This is a genomic window from Methanosarcina sp. DH1 (genome assembly GCF_020804205.1).
Taxonomy (GTDB): domain Archaea; phylum Halobacteriota; class Methanosarcinia; order Methanosarcinales; family Methanosarcinaceae; genus Methanosarcina; species Methanosarcina vacuolata.
The window spans coordinates 38617-60193 of record NZ_WJBJ01000017.1; the positions used below are offsets into that span (position 1 = coordinate 38617).

A 21577-nucleotide genomic window follows, 5' to 3' on the forward strand; every position below is an offset into this window, starting at 1 on the left:
TAACAATGCAGCGGAACTGGCAGCAAGAGCAAAGGTCAGAAAAAGAGATGTGAGCCTTCAAACCATAACAGAGGAAGGAACAAAAGCAAATGATACATTTATGACGATTATTCAGACAGCAAAGAAACTGGGGGTAAGTGCATATCAGTACATATGCGATAGAGTCAGCAGTATATGTGAGATGCCATCTTTAGCTCAAATCATCAGAGAAAAAGCTCAGTGAGTGGAAATTGAGGGGTTTCCACTCAATTTGAAGAGGATACTAAAAATCAGCTAAATATAAAAATCAGATAAACATAAAAATCAGCTAAATATAAAAATCAGATAAAAAAAATCAGCTAAAAAAATTAACTAAATATAAATTTAAAATTTTTCAGGGATAGAGTCCCAGACCTTTTCTGGATATATTTATTACTTTTCTATGGAAAACAACTAATAATGATAGGTCTTTTCATCAAAGTACTTGATTTCGCGCTTCCAGTACTTGCAATGATTTTTGTGGGGCTTGTGGGTACAAGCGTACTTGTAGAACTCGGCCTGATGCAGAAATTTTCCAAGCTTGTAAGCCCTATCTTTGCCTACACTAACCTGCCCGATACCTGCGCTTCAGCTTTCCTGGTATCAATAGGGTCTACGGTAGCTGCAAATAGCATGCTTTTTCAGGCAAAAAAAGAGAATTGCCTGGAAAATCGAGAGGTCTTACTCTGTGCGATGATGAATTCTACGCCTGTTTATTTTCGGGAACTTTTCACTTACCAGATTCCGATAGTTCTGCCTGCACTTGGCCTTGTGGTAGGGGGATTTTATTCTATTGTATTCGTGGTCACAGCAGTATTCAAAATCCTGGTAATTGCAATTGCAAGCAAACTGTTCCTTAAAGGCAACTCCTGCAGAATCCCTGAACTGCAAAACAGGGAGAAAATATCCTTGAAAAGTGCGATAATCCGGGCTTTCAGGAAAGAGTTCAGGATTTTTTTAAAAATTGCAGGAGTTTACGTTATTGCAACTACCATTATTTTTGTACTTCAGGAACAGGGTTTTTTTGAGATTTTCAGTGTGCTCCCCCTTGCTGAATTTTTTAAAATTCCTCCTGTGTCCATTGTCCCGCTGACAAGCTATGTGGCTAGCCCAATCCTGGGAATCTCACTTCTGGGCCCTATGATTCACTCAGGAGAAATTACAAACATACAGGCAATGATTGTGCTCATGCTTGGCAGTATGTTCATGCTCCCTATTTTTGCACTTCGAAGCCAGCTTCCAGGAAAAATAGCGATTTTCGGGACTCAATTGGGCTTTCAGATTGTCATATACTCAATGGCAATAAGCGTGTTTGTAAGGCTCGCAATCCTTCTAGTACTTCTAAGTATCGCTCCATAATTCAGAGGCTATCAGTGGGAGCTAGCGGCGCAAGAGCGTAGCAGTACGGAAGATAGCGGTGTAGGGGCAGTGGTACGGAAAATAGCGGTGTAGGGGCAGTGGTACAGAAGATAGCAGTGAGGAAATTGTCAGGAGGAAATTTCTCTCAAGGTCTGTGACCAAGAATTGAACAGGGAGTTATAACAGAAAAGATATTAAAAAAATAACTAAAAATTACTTGTATAAACTTAAGAAAGATATAAAAAATATGTTTGTGAACGGGGTTTTTTGGAGGAGGTTAAAATATGTTGGATATAATTATTGTCAATAACAATTGAGTTGAGCTTACCCGTTCACCACCCCTCAGTGAGGGTTAAGCTATATATAAGTGTTCTGGTGCGCAAAAAGAGAATTCCTTTTTGTGCCATAATTGGAGGGAATAAATTCAACGTCAAGGGTTTTTTGTCCTTATATAGCTAATAAACGGAATTAATACAGTAAAACAATATTAATACAATAAAATCAATATTAAAACAATACTATTTTTTCTGTTGTATATCAGGGTTAAGGTAATCTTAATTAGTAAAATAATAAAACTTAACGAAAAAGTAATTTATATATGACTCTCTATATCAGTATTGGGAGATGTATTTTCCCGGCAAGTGTGAGTAAATATCGAAATGTTTGCACAAGAGAGATTTTCCACGGATGTAATAGAAAGCTCCAGAATAAGAGTTTGTGCAATGTAGTGTAAAAATATAATTCTAATAATTGTAATGTAAAAATTGTAACGTAAAAATTGTAACGTAAAAATTGTAATGTAAAAATTGTAATGTAAAAATTGTAATGTAAAAATTGTAATGTAAAAATTGTAATGTAAAAATTGTAATGTAAAGATTGTAATGTAAAAATTGTAACGTAAAAATTGTAGCGTAAAAATTGTAGCGTAAAAATTGTAATGTAAAAATTGTAACGTAAAAATTGTAATGTAAAGATTGTAACGTAAAAATTGGGGGATTTTATTTTGGAAGGCAAAAGTTACGACAAGATAATGATTGCAACTGACGGTTCGAAACAGGTAGAAAAGGCAGTCGAGGCAGCAGTTCAGCTTGCTAAGTTTACTGGAGCAAGACTCTACGCCGTATACGTAATTGCCTCAGCGGGCTATACTCCGAGAAATTTCGGGTGGGAGGAGTCTCTGAGAGAAATTCTCAATGCTGAAGCGAAAAAAGCCGTTACTTTTGTTGAAGAGGTGGGAAAAACTTTGGGGGTTAAGGTCGAACCTGTAATTCTGGAAGGGCATCCTGCAAACAGAATTATGGAATTTGCAGAACAGGAAGACATGGACCTTATAGTTATGGGCTCGCTTGGAAGAACCGGGCTTGACAGGTTCCTGCTTGGGAGCATAGCTGAAAATGTAGTAAGGCATTCAAAAACACCTGTAATGGTCGTAAAAGGCGAAGCCGAAAAAGAAAATTGAAAAATGATAAGAGCCAGAAATTCTCATTCGTTTTAGGGCGGCCATCCCCCCCCTAAACAGGTTGTTCGACAATAACCTTCGGTAATTAACCTTTGGTAATAAGAGTTTTCTGTTCAATTAATATATTACTTATTTTATACTGATTCTTTGATATTATTTGTGGTATTCATCAAATCTTCAAAAAATCAAGTATAGACTTTACCTCCAGATATTCGAGATCTTATTCCTTCAGATCACATTTCTATTTGGTTGAGTCTTTATAGATAAGATGGATTTTAGTTAATTTTAAATTAGGTCTAATGGTTCTGGACATCCTTCATATCATCCATGTATAATGTGTAAGATTTTGCTTCAATCCATGTAAGATTTTGCTTCAATTCATGCTTGAGAGGGGATGTCGGTAACCATCTCCTGATGTAATTAAATTTCATGCATATTTGGAACAGGCCAAAATTAAGGCCGGCTTCTAATGCAAAATCGATAGCTTTCAAGCAAGAAAATTCCTTAACCGATGACCAATAAATTAAATTTTTAATTCTTCCCGATCATTACTTGTTGTATATTACTCGTGATATTTTTGAAGCATAAGTGGCCAATTTTTGCAGTCTTTCGCAAATTCTAAGTCTGCATAATATTCCGAAACGGGAATAAGTGGCGGAATTAAATAGATTGATGCTCCACAACATTGGTCGTAGCCATTTCCGAGATGCGATTCTGCAATAATGAATTTTTTCGAATTCGGTTCGAATTCAGTGATAACTTTTTGTATCGCCTGATTTAGATTATCGTCCTGAATTAAACCTGATAATACCTTGCAGAAATGAGACACATCCCATAGAGAGTAGGTGCAAAAGCTCTTTGATTTGTTTTGAGCATTCTGCATATTATTAATTACATCAGGCATCTTATCGATCAATTCTTTAGCCAGCAAATCTAAACTCTTTGTGGCATCTTTAATTCTTGAAAGGTCGAAAGCCGACTGAGTCACATTAGATTGGCCCCATTTTTTGTAAGTTTCTGTATAAACCCTCACGATCTCACAACAAATATCTGGCGTTGAAATCTCCGGGTTTTTGGACAGAATGTCAAGTATGGCTTCGTATGGCCATCCTTCATTAGGCTCATTTGCTTCAGATGCAACAATATATTTTACGTATGGTGCTGCTTGATAGGCCACCTCGAAGTTACTCATAAGGCAAGCATCCATGCCCAGAATATCCAAAGGTTGTCCAATTATTTTTTTTGCATGAGCAAGGATTTTGCCCAGCTCTATTGTGTCTAGAGAATGGCCAGACCCATCATCGATACAGATCTCCCTCAATTCCGGTAAGTCCAAATTAAGGATATTACTGATAGTCGTATTGAATAAGGTTCTCTTTAATTCTGAAGCTGATAAAAAATTCGCTTCACGTACATTCCAATTCCTGGTCCTCTCATATCTAGCAAGCCTGTCAAAATCACCAGGCTTCCACCCCCCACCATGATTCCACAAAATCAATGCGTAGCGCTCGGCTGGATAATGTTCATAAGACCAGTCTATGAAATTCTCGAGAACAAGCGGATCTCCAGAGTCGGTTTTCCCTAAACATTCAACCTTCTCATTGATACCCCCACGTTGAATATAGAAACGTCTGGATCCTTCAATACCCGCATTATCAAATTGGACTAAAACATTAACTTCAGGGCTCGAGCCGACTTGCCTCATCTCTTTTAGATCTTCATCACCAGCCGTTGATAAATTATTATCGCCGGCCATATAAACCATGTACGTCCATTTGGCTTTCGTTTCCATTATCTTCACCTATTTATTTAAAAGTTAATCTAAAAACTCAAAACTATTTCTTCGAATCAAGTACTCTGTCTTCTAGTCAAGTACTCTGAGTGATCAAAGTTAAAATTCGGAAAATAATCCCCCACTTAATTCCCCACTCAAAACAACATAGAGCCGTATTTTATTGATTGTATTTTTTACCTGTAAAAGTGATGTTTTTTAATAGTTATTATATATAATTAAGAACATATAATTATTAGAGAATCTGTATTTAGGACTTATAGTTACAATTGCATGTAACCTGTATTGGCAGGCAGATATTAAAATGTAAAAATTAATTGTTAATGATGTTTTTGAAACTATAGCTGTATCTCACATGTTCATAAGATCACATATGTCCCAAACATGGGTTCATATAAAAGTGGAATTGTGGTATTGACATGTTAGGAACAAATTAGTTATATGGCAAAACAGATTCGAAAGGAGATACTCGAAGGAGATACAACGAAAATACAAAGTACTTGCCGAAAGCAGGATCTAAATAATAAAAAAGATCTCATGTAAAATAATTTTAATTAAAACCCTGGAGTAATAGTAATCAACCTTAGTAATCAACCTTAGTAATCAACCTATCAATTCTTGAAAAAAAAGAAGGCTCTTTACGAGCCCTTAACCTATAACACTCATATCCGAAACCCGGATAGAAGGTGTAATTATTCCTCCGACTTTCCTGACATCAAAGCCTGCTCCTGAGATCTGCTTCAAGAGTTCGAAAGCATTGCCCGAAATCATGAGAGATTTTATAGGCTTATCAAGTGCTCCGTCTTTAATTGTGAAGGCATTTCTGGCTTCTACGGAGAAATCTCCTGAAATCGAGTTTGCCGTGTGGGCGCCGATCACTGTGTTTACGAAGACCCCGGACTGCGTATCAGCAATAACATCCGTCTGAGGATAATCAAGAATAACGTTCCTGAGTCCTACTGAAGGAGGGCTTGTATAAGAAGACCTGGAGCTGTTCCCTGTACTCTTTACGCCTGCTTTTCCTGCAGTATAACTGTCATAGAGGTAAGTCTCAAGCACACCTTTCCCAATCACGGTAGTGCGCTGTGAAGGAACACCTTCGTCATCCGAAGCCGATGTTTCAATTCCAGCTTCAATGAGCCCGTCATCGTAAATACTGAGTTCAGGCACCGCCAGCTCTTCTCCGACTTTATCTATCAAGCCTGACCTTCCCTTCTGGACATTATCCGCGTCAAGCGAAGGAGCAAGTGCTTCTTCAATAATGTCTGAAATAGCAAACGGATGGAAAATCACATCAGTTTTTTGCGGTTCGATCTTTATTCCGCTATTAGACTTCAGGGCAAGATCGGCTGCATTCTTTCCGATGGCAAAGAAATCAATATCCAGAGAACGGGAAATCCCAAAGTCATAGGCTGTTGAAGCCTGCCCATTAACAGTAATGACATCCACAAAGCCGGAAACTGCTGTTGATTCCTCTTCGATTTCTATGCCATTAGTGTTCAGGATAAGTTGCTTGCCCTTTGACCGGGTAAAGCCTCCTGATGTTGGAAGCGTGCCTGGGACTTCTTTTGTGCCTTCAATAAGTGCCAGAGCATACTCAATACAGGATTCAAGCTCCAGAGTCTCGACTTTTTTATCAAAGATACCCGAGACAGTGGGATATTTCCCGTTAGAAGGAAGACTTACCCAATCAGGGTCGCTTTCCCTGACCCTGGCTTCGGCAACTGCGACCTCAACGGCATCCTCTATTTGTGCTGCCGAATTCGTGCTGGCAAAGCCAACGGCTCCATTTACTATAGCACGGATTCCTATGCCTTCCGAAAAACGGTCTTTAGCGTTTTCAAGGGCATCTTTTCTAAAGTTCACACCAGTTGAGTGGTTTGCAGCGTAATATATTTCAGCTTCTTCCGCCCCTGCTTTTTCCGCAAGCCTGAGGGCTTTTCTTGCAAGCTCGTACATCTTCAGGCACCTCCCACAAGGGCTTTTGAGATTGCAAGATGAGGAGAACCATCTGATACGGGTACAAGCTGCCCGGCTTTTCCGCATCTGCCTGCAGTCATTTTAAGGTCGTTACCCACAAGGGCCACATGGTTGAGAATCTCAAGAGTTTTGCCTGAGAGAGAAACGTCACGTATGAGTTCTGTGAGTTCTCCGTTCTTTATCAGGTACCCTTTTTCGGCATTGAACTGGAAAATCCCTTCTCCGGTATTTACCTGTCCTCCTCTTGAGCCTATAAGGTACATGCCGTCTTTTACCTCTTCAAGCATCTCTTCAAACCTGGCATCCCCGTTATCTATGAAGGTGTTGCTCATCCTGACAACGGGCATTGAATAGCCCTGAGCCCTGCAGTTCCCTGGAGTTCCCCCAAGTTTCGCTGCAGTTTCCCGGGAATGAAGATATGAATTAAAAACCCCGTTCTTGATTATTTCTGTCCTTTTTGATTGTGATCCTTCGGCATCAAAAGGATAGTATCCGAACTCGTGTAGGGTAGGGTCATCGATAATCGTAACAAGGGGAGATGCAATCTGTTCTCCGATCCGGTTTTCAAGGATGGAGTCCCCTTCGAGGACAAGATCGGCTTCAGATGCATGCCCCACGGCTTCGTGGGCAAAGACACCAGCCAGTTCCTGGTCAAGGATCACAGGCATTTCTCCACCTTTAGGGGTTTTTGCTTTGAGAAGTTCAATTGCGGAATTTCCTGCCTTGCCAGCAAGTTCCAGAACATTTTCTTTCTTGAAAAGCTCATACCCGTAACCAAAGCGGCTCTCTCTGCCTGCCTGGTATACTCCGTTTTCCGAAGCAACTGCCGAAACCGCAAAACCGACGTTCATAAGCTCATAAGCACCTTCAATTCCATCGGAACTCCTGTACTCAACTTTAAACTCGGATTCCAGGTACATTACCTTGGTACTGTTGATGCCTTTTACTTTTGCATGGGTTTCTATGCTTTTTAAAAGATCGACTTTTTCCTCAATAGGAACATTCCTTGGGTCGATTCTGACCTCAGGGAGATTCTTTACTTCCGGAGGATTTATGGTTGCGAGTTCCACGTCTTCCCTGGGTGTATGTGCGTTCATAGAAAAAGCAAGTTTTGAGGCCGCCTCTACGCCCTGTTTAAGGTCGACTTCCCCTTCCACAGATGTATAGCCCCAGGAACCACCACAGAGAGCCCTTACACCGGCCCCCCGTGTAAAGTTTCTGGATAGTTCCTCGATCTTTCCGTTATCCAGAATAATTGAGGTGGAACTGCCCTCAATTACCCTGCAGTCATAAAATTTAATATCCTGCATAATAGTCATGATCAGTTCCTGCACCCGAACAGGTTTTTAGCCTGCACGGAAGCGGGTGAAACCTCAGGAATATCGAAGCTGAGCTTTGTAATGTTTCGCAATTTTTCGATAATTGAGTTCTTTTTCGGACCTACAAGACTGTGTTCCATTACCTCCGCAATAGAGGAGACAGGAATAATCTGGATTTTTTCCTTGTACGCCTTTTCAATAAGGACATCTGCCTCGTTTGCTTTGGGGATAATTACTTTCTTAATACCGGCCCGGGCTGCAGCCTCAATTTTATAGGTAACTCCACCTACAGGCAGGACATCTCCCCTGACTGAAAGGGAACCTGTCATTGCCACGGTCTGGTCTACAGGAATCTTCTCAATGGCAGATATGACAGCTGTTGCAATGGAAACTGATGCACTGTCTCCTTCGACACCTTCGTAGGTCCCTACAAACTGGATATGGACATCATGTCTGGATACGTCAGTGCCTGTCATGTTCTTAATCACGGCAGAGACATTTAGCACTGCTTCCTTCGCAATTGTCTTAAGCTTACCTGTTGCTATAATACGCCCTTCGGCTCCGGAAAGTGCCGGGGTGACTTCGGATACTATGGGAAGTACAATTCCTGAATCTCCACCCATGACTGCAAGCCCGTTGACTCTGCCCACAGCAGAACCTTTTCTAAGGAAGGACTCGTAATCTTTGCGGTTTTCTAGATAACTATCTGCAAGCTGCTGCTCAATAGATCTTGCAATTCTTTTTGCTGCAAGTACGTGCTCAGCGGTTGTTAATGGAGCGCCTTCGGAATGGGCAATGTCTCCTGCCACGCGTACAAGCCCACCAAGGTCACGAAGCTTCAGGGTAAGGTGCCCTTTCCTGCCTGCCCGCCTTCTGGCTTCCCGAATTACTTCTTCCACTGCACCTTCGTCAAAGTGAGGGATGTGCCCGTCCCGAACAACTTCCTGGGCAACGAAACGGACCATTTTCTTCCGGTTCTCAGGAGTATCTTCCATAGAATCCTGCATGTAAACTTCGTAGCCGTAACCTTTTATTCTTGACCTGAGCGCAGGGTGCATCTTCTGCACAGCGTCGAGGTTTCCTGCAGACACCATAATAAAGTCGCAGGGTACTGGCTCGGTCTTGACAAGAGCTCCTGAACTTCTCTCGGACTGTCCGGTAATCGGGTATTCCTTTTCCTGGAGTGCAGTCAGGAGACTCTGCTGGGATTCCAGCCTGAGAGTGTTGATTTCGTCAATAAAGAGCACACCCTTGTGGGCCTTGTGGATATCTCCGGCTTCTACTCTGTCGTGAGCAGGAGTTTCAAGCCCACCGGACTGGAATGGGTCGTGCCTCACATCTCCAAGCAGAGCTCCTGCGTGGGCTCCGGTTGCATCGATATAAGGTGCATGCTCTTTGTCATAATTTGAAACCGCCAGTTTCGGGATCATCATTTCTTCTTTAGGCAAGAACTGGCGGGTTAGCATGAGAATCATGATACCTGCAATAATGCCCCAGAGTAATTGACCAACAAAATAAGAATAGATGATAATGCCCACAACAAAAAGCATCATGAGCATATTTCTGGCCTGAGCTTTCTTCCTGGCCTCCATCTTGTGAGCCATGACGATTTCTCTGCCCTTTCCGGCAGGAACTTCCCTTATTTTAGGATTGTTAAGGTCTTCCATGTTAGGATATACAAGGATGTCCTTTAGCTCTTCTTTTGGAAGAAGTTCTGCCATTGCTTTCGCAAGCAGAGATTTCCCTGTTCCTGGGGTCCCTATCATCATAATGTGCCGTCTCTGACCAGCCGCTTTTTTTACGACTTCGACGGCATGTTCCTGACCCAGCACCTGGTCGATAAGAAGTTTGGGTACATCTATATTAGAAGTATTTTCAAAAGAAAAGCCGATATCAACATATTCATAATCGTCCTGATCGGACTCAGACTCGGCCTTTACTTGATTGGATTCAGGCCCGGTCATACCCCCACCGGACTCCTCCTTCTTCTGATCGGCCGTAGACGTGTCTACATCCTGAACGGGCTTGCTGATGTTTTCAGCGGGTTCGTCCATCTTCCCCGAAGACTCGTCTATGTTCTGATTATTATTATACACCATGGTTAGCTCACATATTCGAACGTTATTCAATAGACGTTACTGATCGATATATATACTTGACGTTATCGAAAAAATAAATGCTTTTAGTGATAAAATGATTGGCAAAAGGAGATGCCACAATAACGAGTTCCTCAAGTTACTGTGACCCCTCCATCTTTCTGCTAATTATATTAACTTACTGCATATATAATTAACCTGCCAGTATGTCTCCCATTTGTAGAAATGTTTTATTATATATGATCAATAGGTACTTTTTGTTGTTATATTATTTGCTAGATTTTTTTGTTTGGCTATAAAATGTAATGGAAAATTAATTCTCAAATCATTTAGATAATTTCAACTCTTTTATGCTATCCCCCCTATATATACATTGAGCATTATTCGCTAATTCATACTAGAGTTACTTAAGAGCTGATTCATAACTGGTTTAGATCATTTCAGATCAGTTCAGACCGTTCAGATTAGTTCAGATAATTTTAAGTCAGTTTAGATTATTTTAGGCCAGTTTAGATTATTTTAGATTATTTCATATCAGTTCAGACCAGTTCAGACAATTTCATATCAGTTCAGACCAGTTCAGATCAGTTCAGACAATTTCATATCAGTTCAGACCAGTTCAGATCAGTGCAAGGTCAGTACAGACAATCTCAGATTAATTCAGACCAATTCAGGTCAGTTCAGAACATTTAAAACCAGTTATATCAGTTTAAGCCAGTTTAGACCCGTTAGCCCAGTGCATGTCGGTTTAGAGCTAGCTTAGAGGTATCAGGACCTAACTTTAAGCTATGTCCGCCGGCTGTCCATAAACCGGCATCGACAGCTATTTAAAAAAACAAGGGGCATTTTTCTCTTATGTCCAGAAGCAAGGTAAGAAATATTCTCCTTCTGAAGCAAATTCACAGTGCAGTAACCCATATCAAAAAAGGCAAGCTGGATAAAGCCCTTGAAACCCTAGATAAAGCAGAAGACTCTGCAAGGAAAGCAAAAGCCACTGACGCCGTATATTACATTCTTTTTATGCGCGGAGGCATCTATTATACTGAGTCGAAATACGATGAAGCCCTCGAAACCTACGAAAAGGCGCTTGATGCAGGCTCAGAACTTCTTAAAAACGATCCTGAAAACACCAATTACCAGCACTACATGGGTACAACTCTGAGCAATACCGGAAACCTTCTCAAAAGAAAAGGCGAAAATCCGCAAGCTGTGGAATATTATGTCCGCGCCCGTGAGACCTATGAAAACCTCCTGGCAAAAGAGCCTGAAAATGCAGTCTTCCGGTCTGCTGCCGGCGAGAACCTGAACAATTATGCAGCTCTCCTTACGGACATGGGTTCTTTTGAGCAAGCATGCGAAGTCCTCAGTCAGGCAATTGAGCTTTATGAAAAGCTGCTGGAAGAAAAGCCCGAGAACCTGGGCTATCAGGCTGAACTTGCAGTTGCGCTCAGCCGGCTTGGAAACTGCCTGGTCCAGCAGGGCCCGGAAAAATCCGATACTGCAAAACAAAGCCTTGAAAAAGCCCTGACTATGCAGGAAAACATCTTCAACCAGCAGCCTGAAGATGCAACTATCAAAGATGCTATTGCTTTAACCCGGGAAAGGCTTGAAAAACTGGAAACAATGAAAATACAGGAAAAGCCGGAAAACCTGGAAAACCTAGAGAATTCGGAAAATCAGGAAAAGCAAGAAAATCTGGAAGAACAGGAAACCTTGGAGAACCCGGAAAAACTGGAACAGGAAAAGCCAGAAAACCCGGAAAAACTGGAAGAACAGGAAAGGCCAGAAACTCTGGAAAACCTGGAGAATCCGGAAAATTCGGAAAAGCCTGAAAAGCTTTAAGGTTTTTATCTCAAATGTGCCGGCAGCGTCATAGAGAGCTGAGTCATAGAGGAAAGCGTTATAGAGCCTGTAATCTCTTAAAGCTTGCAACAGCCCGAACACTTTAATTTTTTAAAGGCTGTCCTTTGAAAACAGCAGCATGTGTACATAAAGCAAAATCAGCAGGCCTGCAACGACCCCTGAGAGGAACTGGAAAGTAAAGTACGAGTAAATAATCAGTCCAAGTACGAAGAGAGTAACAAGAATGTTTGCAAGCCGGACTTTCTTCCTCATCTGAGGATCTTGCGGAGTCCCGGTTTTTTTTTCATCCAGGGAACGTTCCCTGAAGTAACTCTTTTCCCTTTTCATTAGAAAATAAAGCCTCAGAATGAGAACGTCAATAACTATGCCCCAGAGAAGCTGTCCGATATATAAGGTATAAAAGAGGATAGCTGTGAGAAAGATACTCACAAGCAGCAGGTATATCTTTTCTTTTTTTCTAAACTCAGGAATCTCGATTCTACCCTCCCCCCGAATCTCGACCTTATTCTTATTTCATTTATCTGTTCACATTATTTACCTTTTCCCAGGTACTCCCTTTAGAAATCAATAAACATCAAATTATTAAAACCATGGGATAAAGTGAGATTCCTGATACCTGAATGAAAAGGCCCTGGATGCAAAAAACTAAAAGAACTCCGTTTCAAGTGGGAGGAAATCAAGCGGTTTAAAATCTAATCCGTAGCAGCCGTAGTCAGCCGTCTTAGGTCGAATTTGTCCACGCGCCCACGGCGCGGCTTTTCCGTGTATGAAAAGAAAGAAAAGCAAATAATCTCTTATTCGTGCACTTTTTGCTGCAACTCCATCGAGAAAAAAACACAATGTTTAAGCCATCGTGAATTTATTCTTTTGCTATGTCAGAGAGTTTGAGAGATTCAGCAGGCAGACATTTTCAAAAGACATTATCTTTAATGCAAGAAGGAAAATTAGAAGAAGCTTTAAAAGAACTTGAACAAGCCGAAGAAACCGCAAAGCTTCTCTTAAAAGATCCCGAAAACGAATTTTTTCAGGCAGACCTCCAGACGAGCTTTTACAATGTTTTCACTCTTGGATATCGTTTCTATGATATGGGACGTTTTCCCCAAGCACAAAATTTCTACGAACTGTCTCTATTGATTTCTCAAAACCTCCTTGCAACCGACCCCGAAAACGTATCTTATCAATCTTACGTAGGAACAACACTGAACAATTTAGGTGCCTTGCTTTCTAATATGGGGCGAATTGAAGAGGCGAAACAAAAGTACGAAAAAGCACTCGAAATTTATGAAAACCTCCTTGAAAATGACCTCAAAAACGTATCTTACCAATCAGATGTATCAATGACACTCAACAATTTAGGAAACTTGCTTTCTGATATGGGGCGAATTGAGGAGGCGAAACAAAGGTACGAAAACGCACTCGAAATGAGGCGAAACCTCCTTGAAAATGACCTCAAAAACGTATCTTACCAATCATCTGTAGCAGTGACACTCAACAATTTAGGAAACTTGCTTTCTAATATGGGGCGCATTGAAGAGGCGAAACAAAGGTACGAAAACGCACTCGAAATGAGGCAAAACCTCCTTGAAAATGACCTCAAAAACGTATCTTACCAATCAGATGTATCAATGACACTCAACAATTTAGGAAACTTGCTTTCTTATATGGGGCGAATTGAAGAGGCGAAACAAAGGTATGAAAAAGCACTCAAAATTTATGAAAACCTCCTCGCAACCGACTCCGACAACGTATCTTACCAATCTTACGTAGGAGGAACATTAAACAATTTAGGAACCTTGCTTTCTGATATGGGGCGCATCGAAGAGGCAAAACAAAGGTACGAAGAATCACTAGCAATCTACACTGAACCGATGCAGTATTTGACCATAGGTAAAAAATCCAACTCAATAATTAGACTTATTGATTTGAACTCCATACTTGCCACAGAAGAAAAAGAACCCTTAGATCGAATGAGATACTTGAAAGAAGTATATAAATTATGCAAAAATAATCAAGAATTTTTTATCAAGTATGAGCTAAGGAACGAGAGGGAACTGGTGATTGAAGCCGGACTCAATGCCTATATTGATTTTTTAATGAAAAGAATGAAGCTTGAAAACGGTTTTGAAAAAAGGGCGGAAAAGTATGGAAAGGCTTTTGATGCAGTTAAAAAACTGGAAGAATTAGAAAAAGATGAGGTTATTTCAAGATTATATATTTCGGCTGCCTGTTACCTTGAAGGAAGAAAATACATAAACGAAGCTTTTGCCTCCGGGAAAACCGAACTTGGACTTGTGAGTGAGGCCGTAAAAAAGTTCAAAGAGGCCAGTCAGAATTATAAAAAAGCCGACGTGTGCTATAATGTTTATAGTGGGCTTCTAAATATTCTGGAATATGTGGAAGGGGACGGGGAAGTAAAAGTTCATGAGCTGGAAAAAGTGGTTGCCGAGGCGTTTAAGCCTTTTCAGGACGATGCTAACCTTAGCGGAATAAAGGCTTCTTTGGAAAGCATCCCGAAAATATTTCAAGAAAAAAGCAGGACAACGCGGCGACAACGCCAGGAAGAATTCGAAGAAAGAATCAGTTTAATCGAGTCAAAAGCTCTTGAAAACCTCTTCAGGCACGTGAACAGGAAGATTAAAGATTATTTTGAAAAACCTTTGAATCTCAACATTATTTATGAAAAATGGATATTGAAAGTCAGATTCCTTGACCCTGAACAGATAAAAGGTAAATTAACCATCAAGATAGGAGACAAAATTCTTTTTGATAGAGCTCTCTCCAGAGACGAAACTGAGAAAGGCTTGCTTGAAATCAATTTACGCGAATTAGGTTATTTGCCTCAAGGAGAGGACAAAATCAGTTTCATGCCGACTGGACAGAAAAAACCAGTATTTGAGACCGTCAATTATTTTGAGAAAATAACCAATGGCCATGAGATCCGAATTCTTCAATATGACTGCAGTAATCAAATATGTATTGGAAAAGAACCAAAAATTGCCGTTGTTCAACTAAAATATCATGCCTACAAGGAAAATTCGGTTATAAAAATCTCAACTGATGATAACTACCACAAAAAGGTCATTGCAATTCTTGAAGCTTTAAAAAATGAGGCTGATATTATTGTTTTCCCCGAATTCTCTATTCCTTTCGATTATCTTGAAGAGATGCAGAAATTCGCAGATGAAAATGGGATTTTGGTTGTTGCAGGCAGTCACTACGTAGTTGATGAAAATCTCGAAAAATATGGGAAATTATTCACCCGCGAATTCGAAGAGGCTGACTTACTGAAAAATATCTCTCCTGTAGTAATCCCCTCATCAAAAATAGTTCATAACGAAAAATATTTGGGGGCAAGAATAGAAAGGTCAGTATTTTCCGAAGAAGGGATGGAACCGGGTAAAGTAAACCACATTTTCAGACTCCAGGAAAAACTCAACATAGGAGTCATGATATGTTACGAATTCCTAGATACTGAGCTAAGGCACCGTCTGATTCCTGTTTGCAATATTATTTTAGTGCCACAGACAAACGACAACCCCCAGAGCTTCTACGAAACGGCGTCAACAGATATCAACCGTCCATTGGAGGGAGGAAATACGGCTTTTGTAATGGCAAATGGGATATTTACTGTAGAAGCAGAGGAAAATGTTCTGGGTGGATCTGCCGGAATTGCTCTCACACTTGACAAGCATTCAAACGCGCAAAAGGAAAAAGGGATAATTTCTCCAGTTAATGGAGCTATGGAGCAGTTAATCCTCTTGGCAACCATAAACACAGGATACTTCCCTGCCTGGGACAGCCAGATCGGTCAAGTGCCAATCACAACAAAAATCATCCACATATTTGAAGAATCTGAAATACTTAAGGATCCTGAAGGAGATGGAAAGGAATTTATTCAGTTCCTGAAAGAAATAGATTCCTGCAAAAACAGCAGTGAACTGAAGGAACTTCTTGAAAAGAACCGGAGAGACCTGAATCAGAAAGAGAATGAAGGAAAAGAGAAGAAATCCTTAATAGAACAGTATTCTCCTCTGATGAATAAGCAAATTCAGGATCTGAAAAACCATAATTTAGAAAAGCTCAAGAAAAAATGTAGTTTTATCCTAATTCCAGCAATTTAAATAAAAATTATACTCCAAAACATTTAACGGACGGGCCGCTCTCCTTCGTCGAGCGTGAAAAGCTCCCGTAAAGACGCTATTCTCCAGTCCCGGACAACAAGCAATCAAAAAACGAAAAAGCCAACTTTTCATCGATGTCCCTTCAACTTTCCATAGATGTCACTTCAATTTTCATAATTTTTTCTGCTATCGTTTTTCTGAATAACTCCCTGGCTACTCAAACATGTATTTTTGAAATTTTCTCAAATTTGTGGCTCTTTGCTTTAACTTAGAATTTTTAGCTTATCCACACACTGTCTGCGCGGCTTTTCCGCGTATGCAAAGAAAGAAAAGTAAATAATCTCTTATTTATGCACTTTTTGCTAAACTCTATCGTAAAAAAACACAATGTTTAACCTATCCTGAATTTATTCTTTTATTATGTTAGGGCGTTTGAAAGATTCTATTAAAAGACATTTTCAAAAAACCGAAAGACCTTTTCAGAATACATTATCTTTAATGCAACACGGTAGATATGAGGAAGCCTTAAAAGAGCTTGAAAAGGACGAAGAAATCGCAAAGCTTCTTTTAAAAGATCCCAAAAACGAATTTTATCAGTCAAACCTCCAGAAGAGCTTTGATGATGTTTTCACTCTTGGATATCTCTTATGCGATATGGGACGTTTCCTCCAGGCACAAAGTTTCTGCGAACTATCTCTATTGATCTCTCAAAAACTACTCGAAAATGCTCCCGACAACGTATCTTACCAATCATCTGTAGCAGCGACACTGAACAATTTAGGAACCTTGCTTTCTAATATGGGGCGCATTGAAGAGTCAAAACAAAGGTACGAAAACGCACTCGAAATTTGTGAAAAACTCCTCGCAACCGGCCCCGACAACGTATCTTACCAATCAGATGTAGCAATGACACTGAACAATTTAGGAACCTTGCTTTCTGATATGGGGCGCATTGAAGAGTCGAAACAAAGGTGCGAAAATGCACTCGAAATTTATGAAACCCTTCTCAGAAACGACCCCGACAACGTATCTTACCAATCTGATGTAGCAATGACACTGAACAATTTAGGAACCTTGCTTTCTAATATGGGGCGCATTGAAGAGTCRAAACAAAGRTACGAAAACGCACTCGAAATTTGTGAAAAACTCCTCGCAACCGACCCCGACAACGTATCTTACCAATCATCTGTAGCAATGACACTGAACAATTTAGGAACCTTGCTTTGGAATATGGGGCGCATTGAAGAGTCGAAACAAAGGTACGAAAACGCACTCGAAATTAGGCAAAAACTCCTCGCAATCGACCCCGACAACGTATCTTACCAATCAGATGTAGCAATGACACTGAACAATTTAGAAAACTTACTTAAAAATATGGGGCGCATTGAAGAGGCTAAACAAAGGTACGAAAACGTACTCGAAATCTATGAAAAACTCCTCGACACCGACCCTGACAACGTAGTATACCAATCAGATGTAGCAATGGCACTGAACAATTTAGGAACCTTGCTTTCTGATATGGGGCGCATTGAAGAGTCGAAACAAAGGTACGAAAACGCACTCGAAATGAGGCAAACCCTCCTCGCAACCGACCCCGACAACGTATCTTACCAATCATCTGTAGCAATGACACTGAACAATTTAGGAACCTTGCTTTGGAATATGGGGCGCATTGAAGAGTCGAAACAAAGGTACGAAAATGCACTCGAAATTTATGAAACCCTTCTCAGAAACGACCCCGACAACGTATCTTACCAATCTGATGTAGCAATGACACTGAACAATTTAGGAAACTTACTTAAAAATATGGGGCGCATTGAAGAGGCTAAACAAAGGTACGAAAACGCACTCGAAATGAGGCAAACCCTCCTCGCAACCGACCCTGACAACGTATCTTACCAATCTGATGTAGCAATGACACTGAACAATTTAGGAAACTTGCTTATAAATATGGGACGCCGTGAAGAGGCTAAACAAAGGTACGAAAACGCACTCGAAATCTATGAAAAACTCCTTGAAAATGACCTCAGCAACGTATCTTACCAATCATATGTAGCAATGACACTGAACAATTTAGGAAACCTATCGTATTTAGAAAGAAATTACTCAATTGCCTTAGAAATTATTTCAGGAGCGCGAAAATACGCTCTAGGCTCTGCCAATTTGGATTTATTATCTAAGATTTACTGGTCACTGGGAAGATGCTATGAGAAATTAATTGATAATGATAGTGCTTTTACTAATTACAAGGAATCAATAGAATGTATAGAATCCATTCGTAGTCAGTGTTTAATAGAAGAAATTAAAATGGACATCATGTGGGACAAAAGCACACTATACAGTGACATGATTTCTTTTTTATGTACAAGAATGAATGATCCGGAAGAAGCCTGGGGGTATTTGGGACGTGTCAAGTCGCGTACTTTACTGGATTCACTTCGCTATCTAGAATTAGAGACACCTGCGAATGTACCTGAAGAACTGCTCGTAAATGAGAAACAATTACTAGAATCAATAAGATCCCTCGATAGGCTGATAAGAAAAACAGAAAAAGCTAATGAAATAGCCCAGTTAACTCGAAAGGTTAAAGAAACAGAAGCTGAACTCAATGGAGTGTATGATCAGATTAGAGACTTTTCGCCTGAATATGTAGATTTACGTAAAGGGCAACCCCTTGGAATCAAAGAAATAAAGGAACTTATCGGGAGTCAGACTAAAAAAATCGCTTTCGTCGAATATTATACGACATCTGATAAAGTTTTTATGTTTGTGATGAGGTCAGATGAAAAGGTTCCTAAAGTGGAAATTGTTGACCTCACTAGAAAAAGCCTGTTAATTCATATCCAAAACTACTTCAGTGAGATTATTACAATGCGAGGTAGAATTGGAGAAATGTGGACTAACTTGTCCAAATACCTTATTGAGCCTGTTTTTGGATATATTAAGGATTGTGAACTTACTTATTTAGTTCCCCATGGATTGCTACATTATTTACCACTTCACGCGCTTTTTGCAGAGAATAAACGCTTAATTGAATATTTTCCCATTGTTTATAGTCCAAGTTTAACAGCACTAAAATATTCCCAAAATAAGCCAGCTAGAAAGCTTGAGTCTTGTCTTTCAATTGGATATACTCCAAATGAGAATGAAAAAGAAATATTTGAAGGAGAAGCAAAACTAGTTGCTAAATTGTTTAACGTAGAACCGAAATTAGGAACAGAGGCGACAAGCAACATATTAAAAAATGCAAGTAATGATGTAATTCATATATCCTGCCACGGGGGATTTGATTGGGAAAATTCCCTTAATTCAGGACTTAGACTCGCAGATAAGGATCTTAAAATGAAAGAAATATTTGATTTAAATTTAAGCACAAACCTTCTTGTATTAAGCGCCTGTGAAACAGGTTTGAACGGGCAAAAACCTGGAGATGAACTCATTGGTCTTACAAGAGCTTTCCTTTACGCTGGAGTAGGATCTTTAATAGTCAGTTTATGGTCCGTAAGGGCAGATTCAACTTTCGAGTTCATGGAAAAGTTCTACAGGAAAATAAGAGAAGAAAAAATGACTAAAGCTGAAGCCCTCCAAATGACTCAAGTGGAATTCATTCACGATGAGCGATACTCAAATCCCTATTTATGGGCACCTTTTGTTCTTATTGGTGATTGGAAGTGAGGTAGTAGCAAAATGGTAATCAAGGCTCCAACAAAAATTACAACTCCTCTTTTCAGGACAGAACTCGAATACATCCATTTTGAGGAGGTAAAGTCCTTTGGAAAAACTCCTGAAATCGAACAAGATGAAGCAGAAATAAGGGAAAAACTCAAAGGTTCTGTGGTTGAGGTTGGAAGACCTGAACCCTATAATCTAAAAGAAATGTACGAGCTTCAAGAGATAGAACCACCAGCTAAAATGCAAATGTTATTTAGAAAATATGATTTCTGGCTTATTGAAACTCCTTTTTCGTTTATGCATTCTCGTAATACTCATTTTGAATGGGCAAGAATTCTTGCCAAAATGGAATCTCTCTCAGAGGACATTGAAAAACCCATTGTTCACGATGTGTATCCAAAAAATATCTATGAAACAAAAAAGGAAAAACACAAAGTCAGTATAGGACTGAGCCTCAAGTTTGCAGAGATTATAGAACCTAAAGTTCAATTTGTTGATGAAATTGAATTTAACAGATTAGAACCAGTTATTGAAGTGGCAGGAATTGGAACATCGGAGACGATTTGGGCTTTCAGCGAAGGTGCATTGTCCAGCCATAGAGATGTAAATACACTTTACACTATCGTTAAAGTTCCCCAAGGAGCTAAGGGAATTAATCTAAAATTCTTTTTGTATGCCAAAATGCACATTAGATTGGGTTTGAAGCTTGTAGGTAAGGAAAGTCAGGACAGCTACAAAATTTCATTTTGAAAATTCAAAAATCATTTGCCTGCACCAATAAATAAATTTCATCACAAGGCGAGGTTAGGAAACGCAGGAAAATGTTTTAAATCACGATTTATTTCTTAAATTTTTTTATACAGGCCGCTCTCCTTCGTCGAGCGTGACAAGCTCCCGTAAAGACGCTACTCTCCAGTCCCGGATAACAAGCAATCAAAAAAACGAAAAAAGTAGAAAAAAGTAATTTCCACCAATAAATCCTTTATCGGCTAATTACGAAGTGAACAAATCGAAAACGTCTCCCAACATGCTGCTCTTGGTCTGGTAGAACTCGGTGTATTTGCAGCGCTTGCAGGTGACATGGGTGAATCTTTTGTTCTGGATATCGAAAATTTTACTGAGAAAGCCGCCTGTGGTGCGGATCTCGCCGGTTTCGTAGGTGGTATTTCCGCATTTGGGGCAGATGAAATGAATATCTTTACTCATTTTATGGCCTCTTTATTCTCTTTTAGATAATCTAAACGGTGGGATACCTTTAGTGTTGCGATATTTAATGATATTGCAAATGGTCTTAATATCGGAGTGTTTGAAATAAAAACGACATACTTTCCTTTTTGAATGGGGTCAGGCATGATAGAAAAAAGATTTGCAGGAAAGAGATATTAAAAAAGAGGAATATTACTGAGTAAGAACCATGAAAACAAAACCAATAATTGTAATTGCCCTTCTAATCTCATCCATTCTACTGGCTGCTAGATTCGTTCCTGGAACCAGTGCAGATCAGTTCAAAGAAGGAAAATATATTCACGTTGACAATATAGTGATTCAGTTTGACAAGACTGACGCGACTGTCAATATAGACTACCATCTCAGTCCCTTTGCTCAGGTATATATATCACTTTTTGGAAGTAAAAACCTGGAGCCCAAGATTAAGGAAATTTTCTCCGAATTTAAAGAAGTAAAGATTCAAAAGATAGGAAGGTCAAGTGCCTCGCTCCAGATGCTAAATATCTCCAGGAAAGAGGCCGGAAGCTACCTGTGTGATCCTTATGAATTAGGGGTGCAGTCTGACGTTGTCACCTTTGTTTATCCTCCTAAAGGCAAGGCAAGGAGTTATGAAAATGTAAAAGTCACTCCGCCGGTCTTTTATTAAGAAAAAGAGAAACGTTGATAAAAGT

General features: G+C 39.9%; 15 protein-coding genes. 8 read left to right on the forward strand and 7 right to left on the reverse strand.

What is annotated here, in order from left to right:
* The 3 genes from FXW07_RS08240 to FXW07_RS08250 all read left to right on the forward strand — a co-directional run.
* Positions 1–223: hypothetical protein (locus tag FXW07_RS08240; RefSeq protein ID WP_229395022.1), on the forward strand; the 223-nt coding region annotated here is incomplete at its 5' end.
* 215 nt (positions 224–438) lie between these two features.
* On the forward strand, positions 439–1377 hold the full coding sequence (locus FXW07_RS08245; RefSeq protein ID WP_229395023.1) for a nucleoside recognition domain-containing protein: 939 nt from the start codon (positions 439–441) through the stop codon (positions 1375–1377).
* A 1003-nt stretch (positions 1378–2380) separates the two neighbouring features.
* Positions 2381–2836, forward strand: a complete 456-nt coding sequence (locus FXW07_RS08250; protein WP_229395024.1) for a universal stress protein — start codon at positions 2381–2383, stop codon at positions 2834–2836.
* 562 nt (positions 2837–3398) lie between these two features.
* Here FXW07_RS08250 and FXW07_RS08255 read toward each other — a convergent pair.
* The 4 genes from FXW07_RS08255 to lonB all read right to left on the reverse strand — a co-directional run bounded on the left by FXW07_RS08255 (position 3399) and on the right by lonB (position 10026).
* Positions 3399–4628, reverse strand: coding sequence for a clostripain-related cysteine peptidase (locus FXW07_RS08255; protein ID WP_229395025.1), 1230 nt, complete (start codon positions 4626–4628; stop codon positions 3399–3401).
* A gap of 648 nt (positions 4629–5276) precedes the next feature.
* A complete protein-coding gene (locus tag FXW07_RS08260) occupies positions 5277–6587 on the reverse strand; it encodes a TldD/PmbA family protein (protein ID WP_229395026.1) in 1311 nt (436 codons plus the stop codon).
* Positions 6588–6589: 2 nt separating this feature from the next.
* Positions 6590–7918 (reverse strand): TldD/PmbA family protein, encoded by a 1329-nt coding sequence (locus FXW07_RS08265; protein ID WP_229395040.1) that lies wholly within the window; start codon positions 7916–7918, stop codon positions 6590–6592.
* Positions 7919–7929: 11 nt separating this feature from the next.
* On the reverse strand, positions 7930–10026 hold the full coding sequence (gene lonB, locus FXW07_RS08270; protein ID WP_229395041.1) for an ATP-dependent protease LonB: 2097 nt from the start codon (positions 10024–10026) through the stop codon (positions 7930–7932).
* An 852-nt stretch (positions 10027–10878) separates the two neighbouring features.
* On the opposite strand from lonB, the gene FXW07_RS19465 reads away from it, so the two are divergent.
* Positions 10879–11865, forward strand: coding sequence for a tetratricopeptide repeat protein (locus tag FXW07_RS19465; protein WP_276573346.1), 987 nt, complete (start codon positions 10879–10881; stop codon positions 11863–11865).
* Between the two features lie 111 nt (positions 11866–11976).
* Here FXW07_RS19465 and FXW07_RS08280 read toward each other — a convergent pair whose 3' ends face one another.
* The gene (locus FXW07_RS08280) at positions 11977–12315 is read right to left on the reverse strand and encodes a hypothetical protein (protein ID WP_229395027.1); all 339 of its coding nucleotides are present in this window, start codon (positions 12313–12315) and stop codon (positions 11977–11979) included.
* Positions 12316–12815: 500 nt separating this feature from the next.
* On the opposite strand from FXW07_RS08280, the gene FXW07_RS08285 reads away from it, so the two are divergent.
* The 3 genes from FXW07_RS08285 (at position 12816) to FXW07_RS08295 (ending at position 20429) form a co-directional block, all read left to right on the forward strand.
* Positions 12816–16007, forward strand: a complete 3192-nt coding sequence (locus tag FXW07_RS08285) for a tetratricopeptide repeat protein (RefSeq protein ID WP_229395028.1) — start codon at positions 12816–12818, stop codon at positions 16005–16007.
* Between the two features lie 498 nt (positions 16008–16505).
* Positions 16506–19682: a tetratricopeptide repeat protein gene (locus FXW07_RS08290; RefSeq protein WP_229395029.1), complete on the forward strand. Its 3177-nt coding sequence runs from the start codon at positions 16506–16508 to the stop codon at positions 19680–19682.
* A gap of 12 nt (positions 19683–19694) precedes the next feature.
* Complete coding sequence (locus tag FXW07_RS08295; protein WP_229395030.1) at positions 19695–20429, forward strand: hypothetical protein; 735 nt, start codon at positions 19695–19697, stop codon at positions 20427–20429.
* Positions 20430–20672: 243 nt separating this feature from the next.
* Here FXW07_RS08295 and FXW07_RS08300 read toward each other — a convergent pair whose 3' ends face one another.
* On the reverse strand, positions 20673–20885 hold the full coding sequence (locus tag FXW07_RS08300) for a zinc ribbon domain-containing protein (RefSeq protein ID WP_048121334.1): 213 nt from the start codon (positions 20883–20885) through the stop codon (positions 20673–20675).
* Positions 20882–21031, reverse strand: coding sequence for a hypothetical protein (locus FXW07_RS08305; protein ID WP_229395031.1), 150 nt, complete (start codon positions 21029–21031; stop codon positions 20882–20884). Before FXW07_RS08305 ends, FXW07_RS08300 begins: the two co-directional genes overlap by 4 nt.
* Positions 21032–21093: 62 nt before the next feature.
* Between FXW07_RS08305 and FXW07_RS08310 the strand changes: the two genes are divergently transcribed.
* Complete coding sequence (locus tag FXW07_RS08310) at positions 21094–21552, forward strand: hypothetical protein (RefSeq protein WP_229395032.1); 459 nt, start codon at positions 21094–21096, stop codon at positions 21550–21552.
* The last annotated feature ends 25 nt before the right edge of the window (positions 21553–21577 follow it).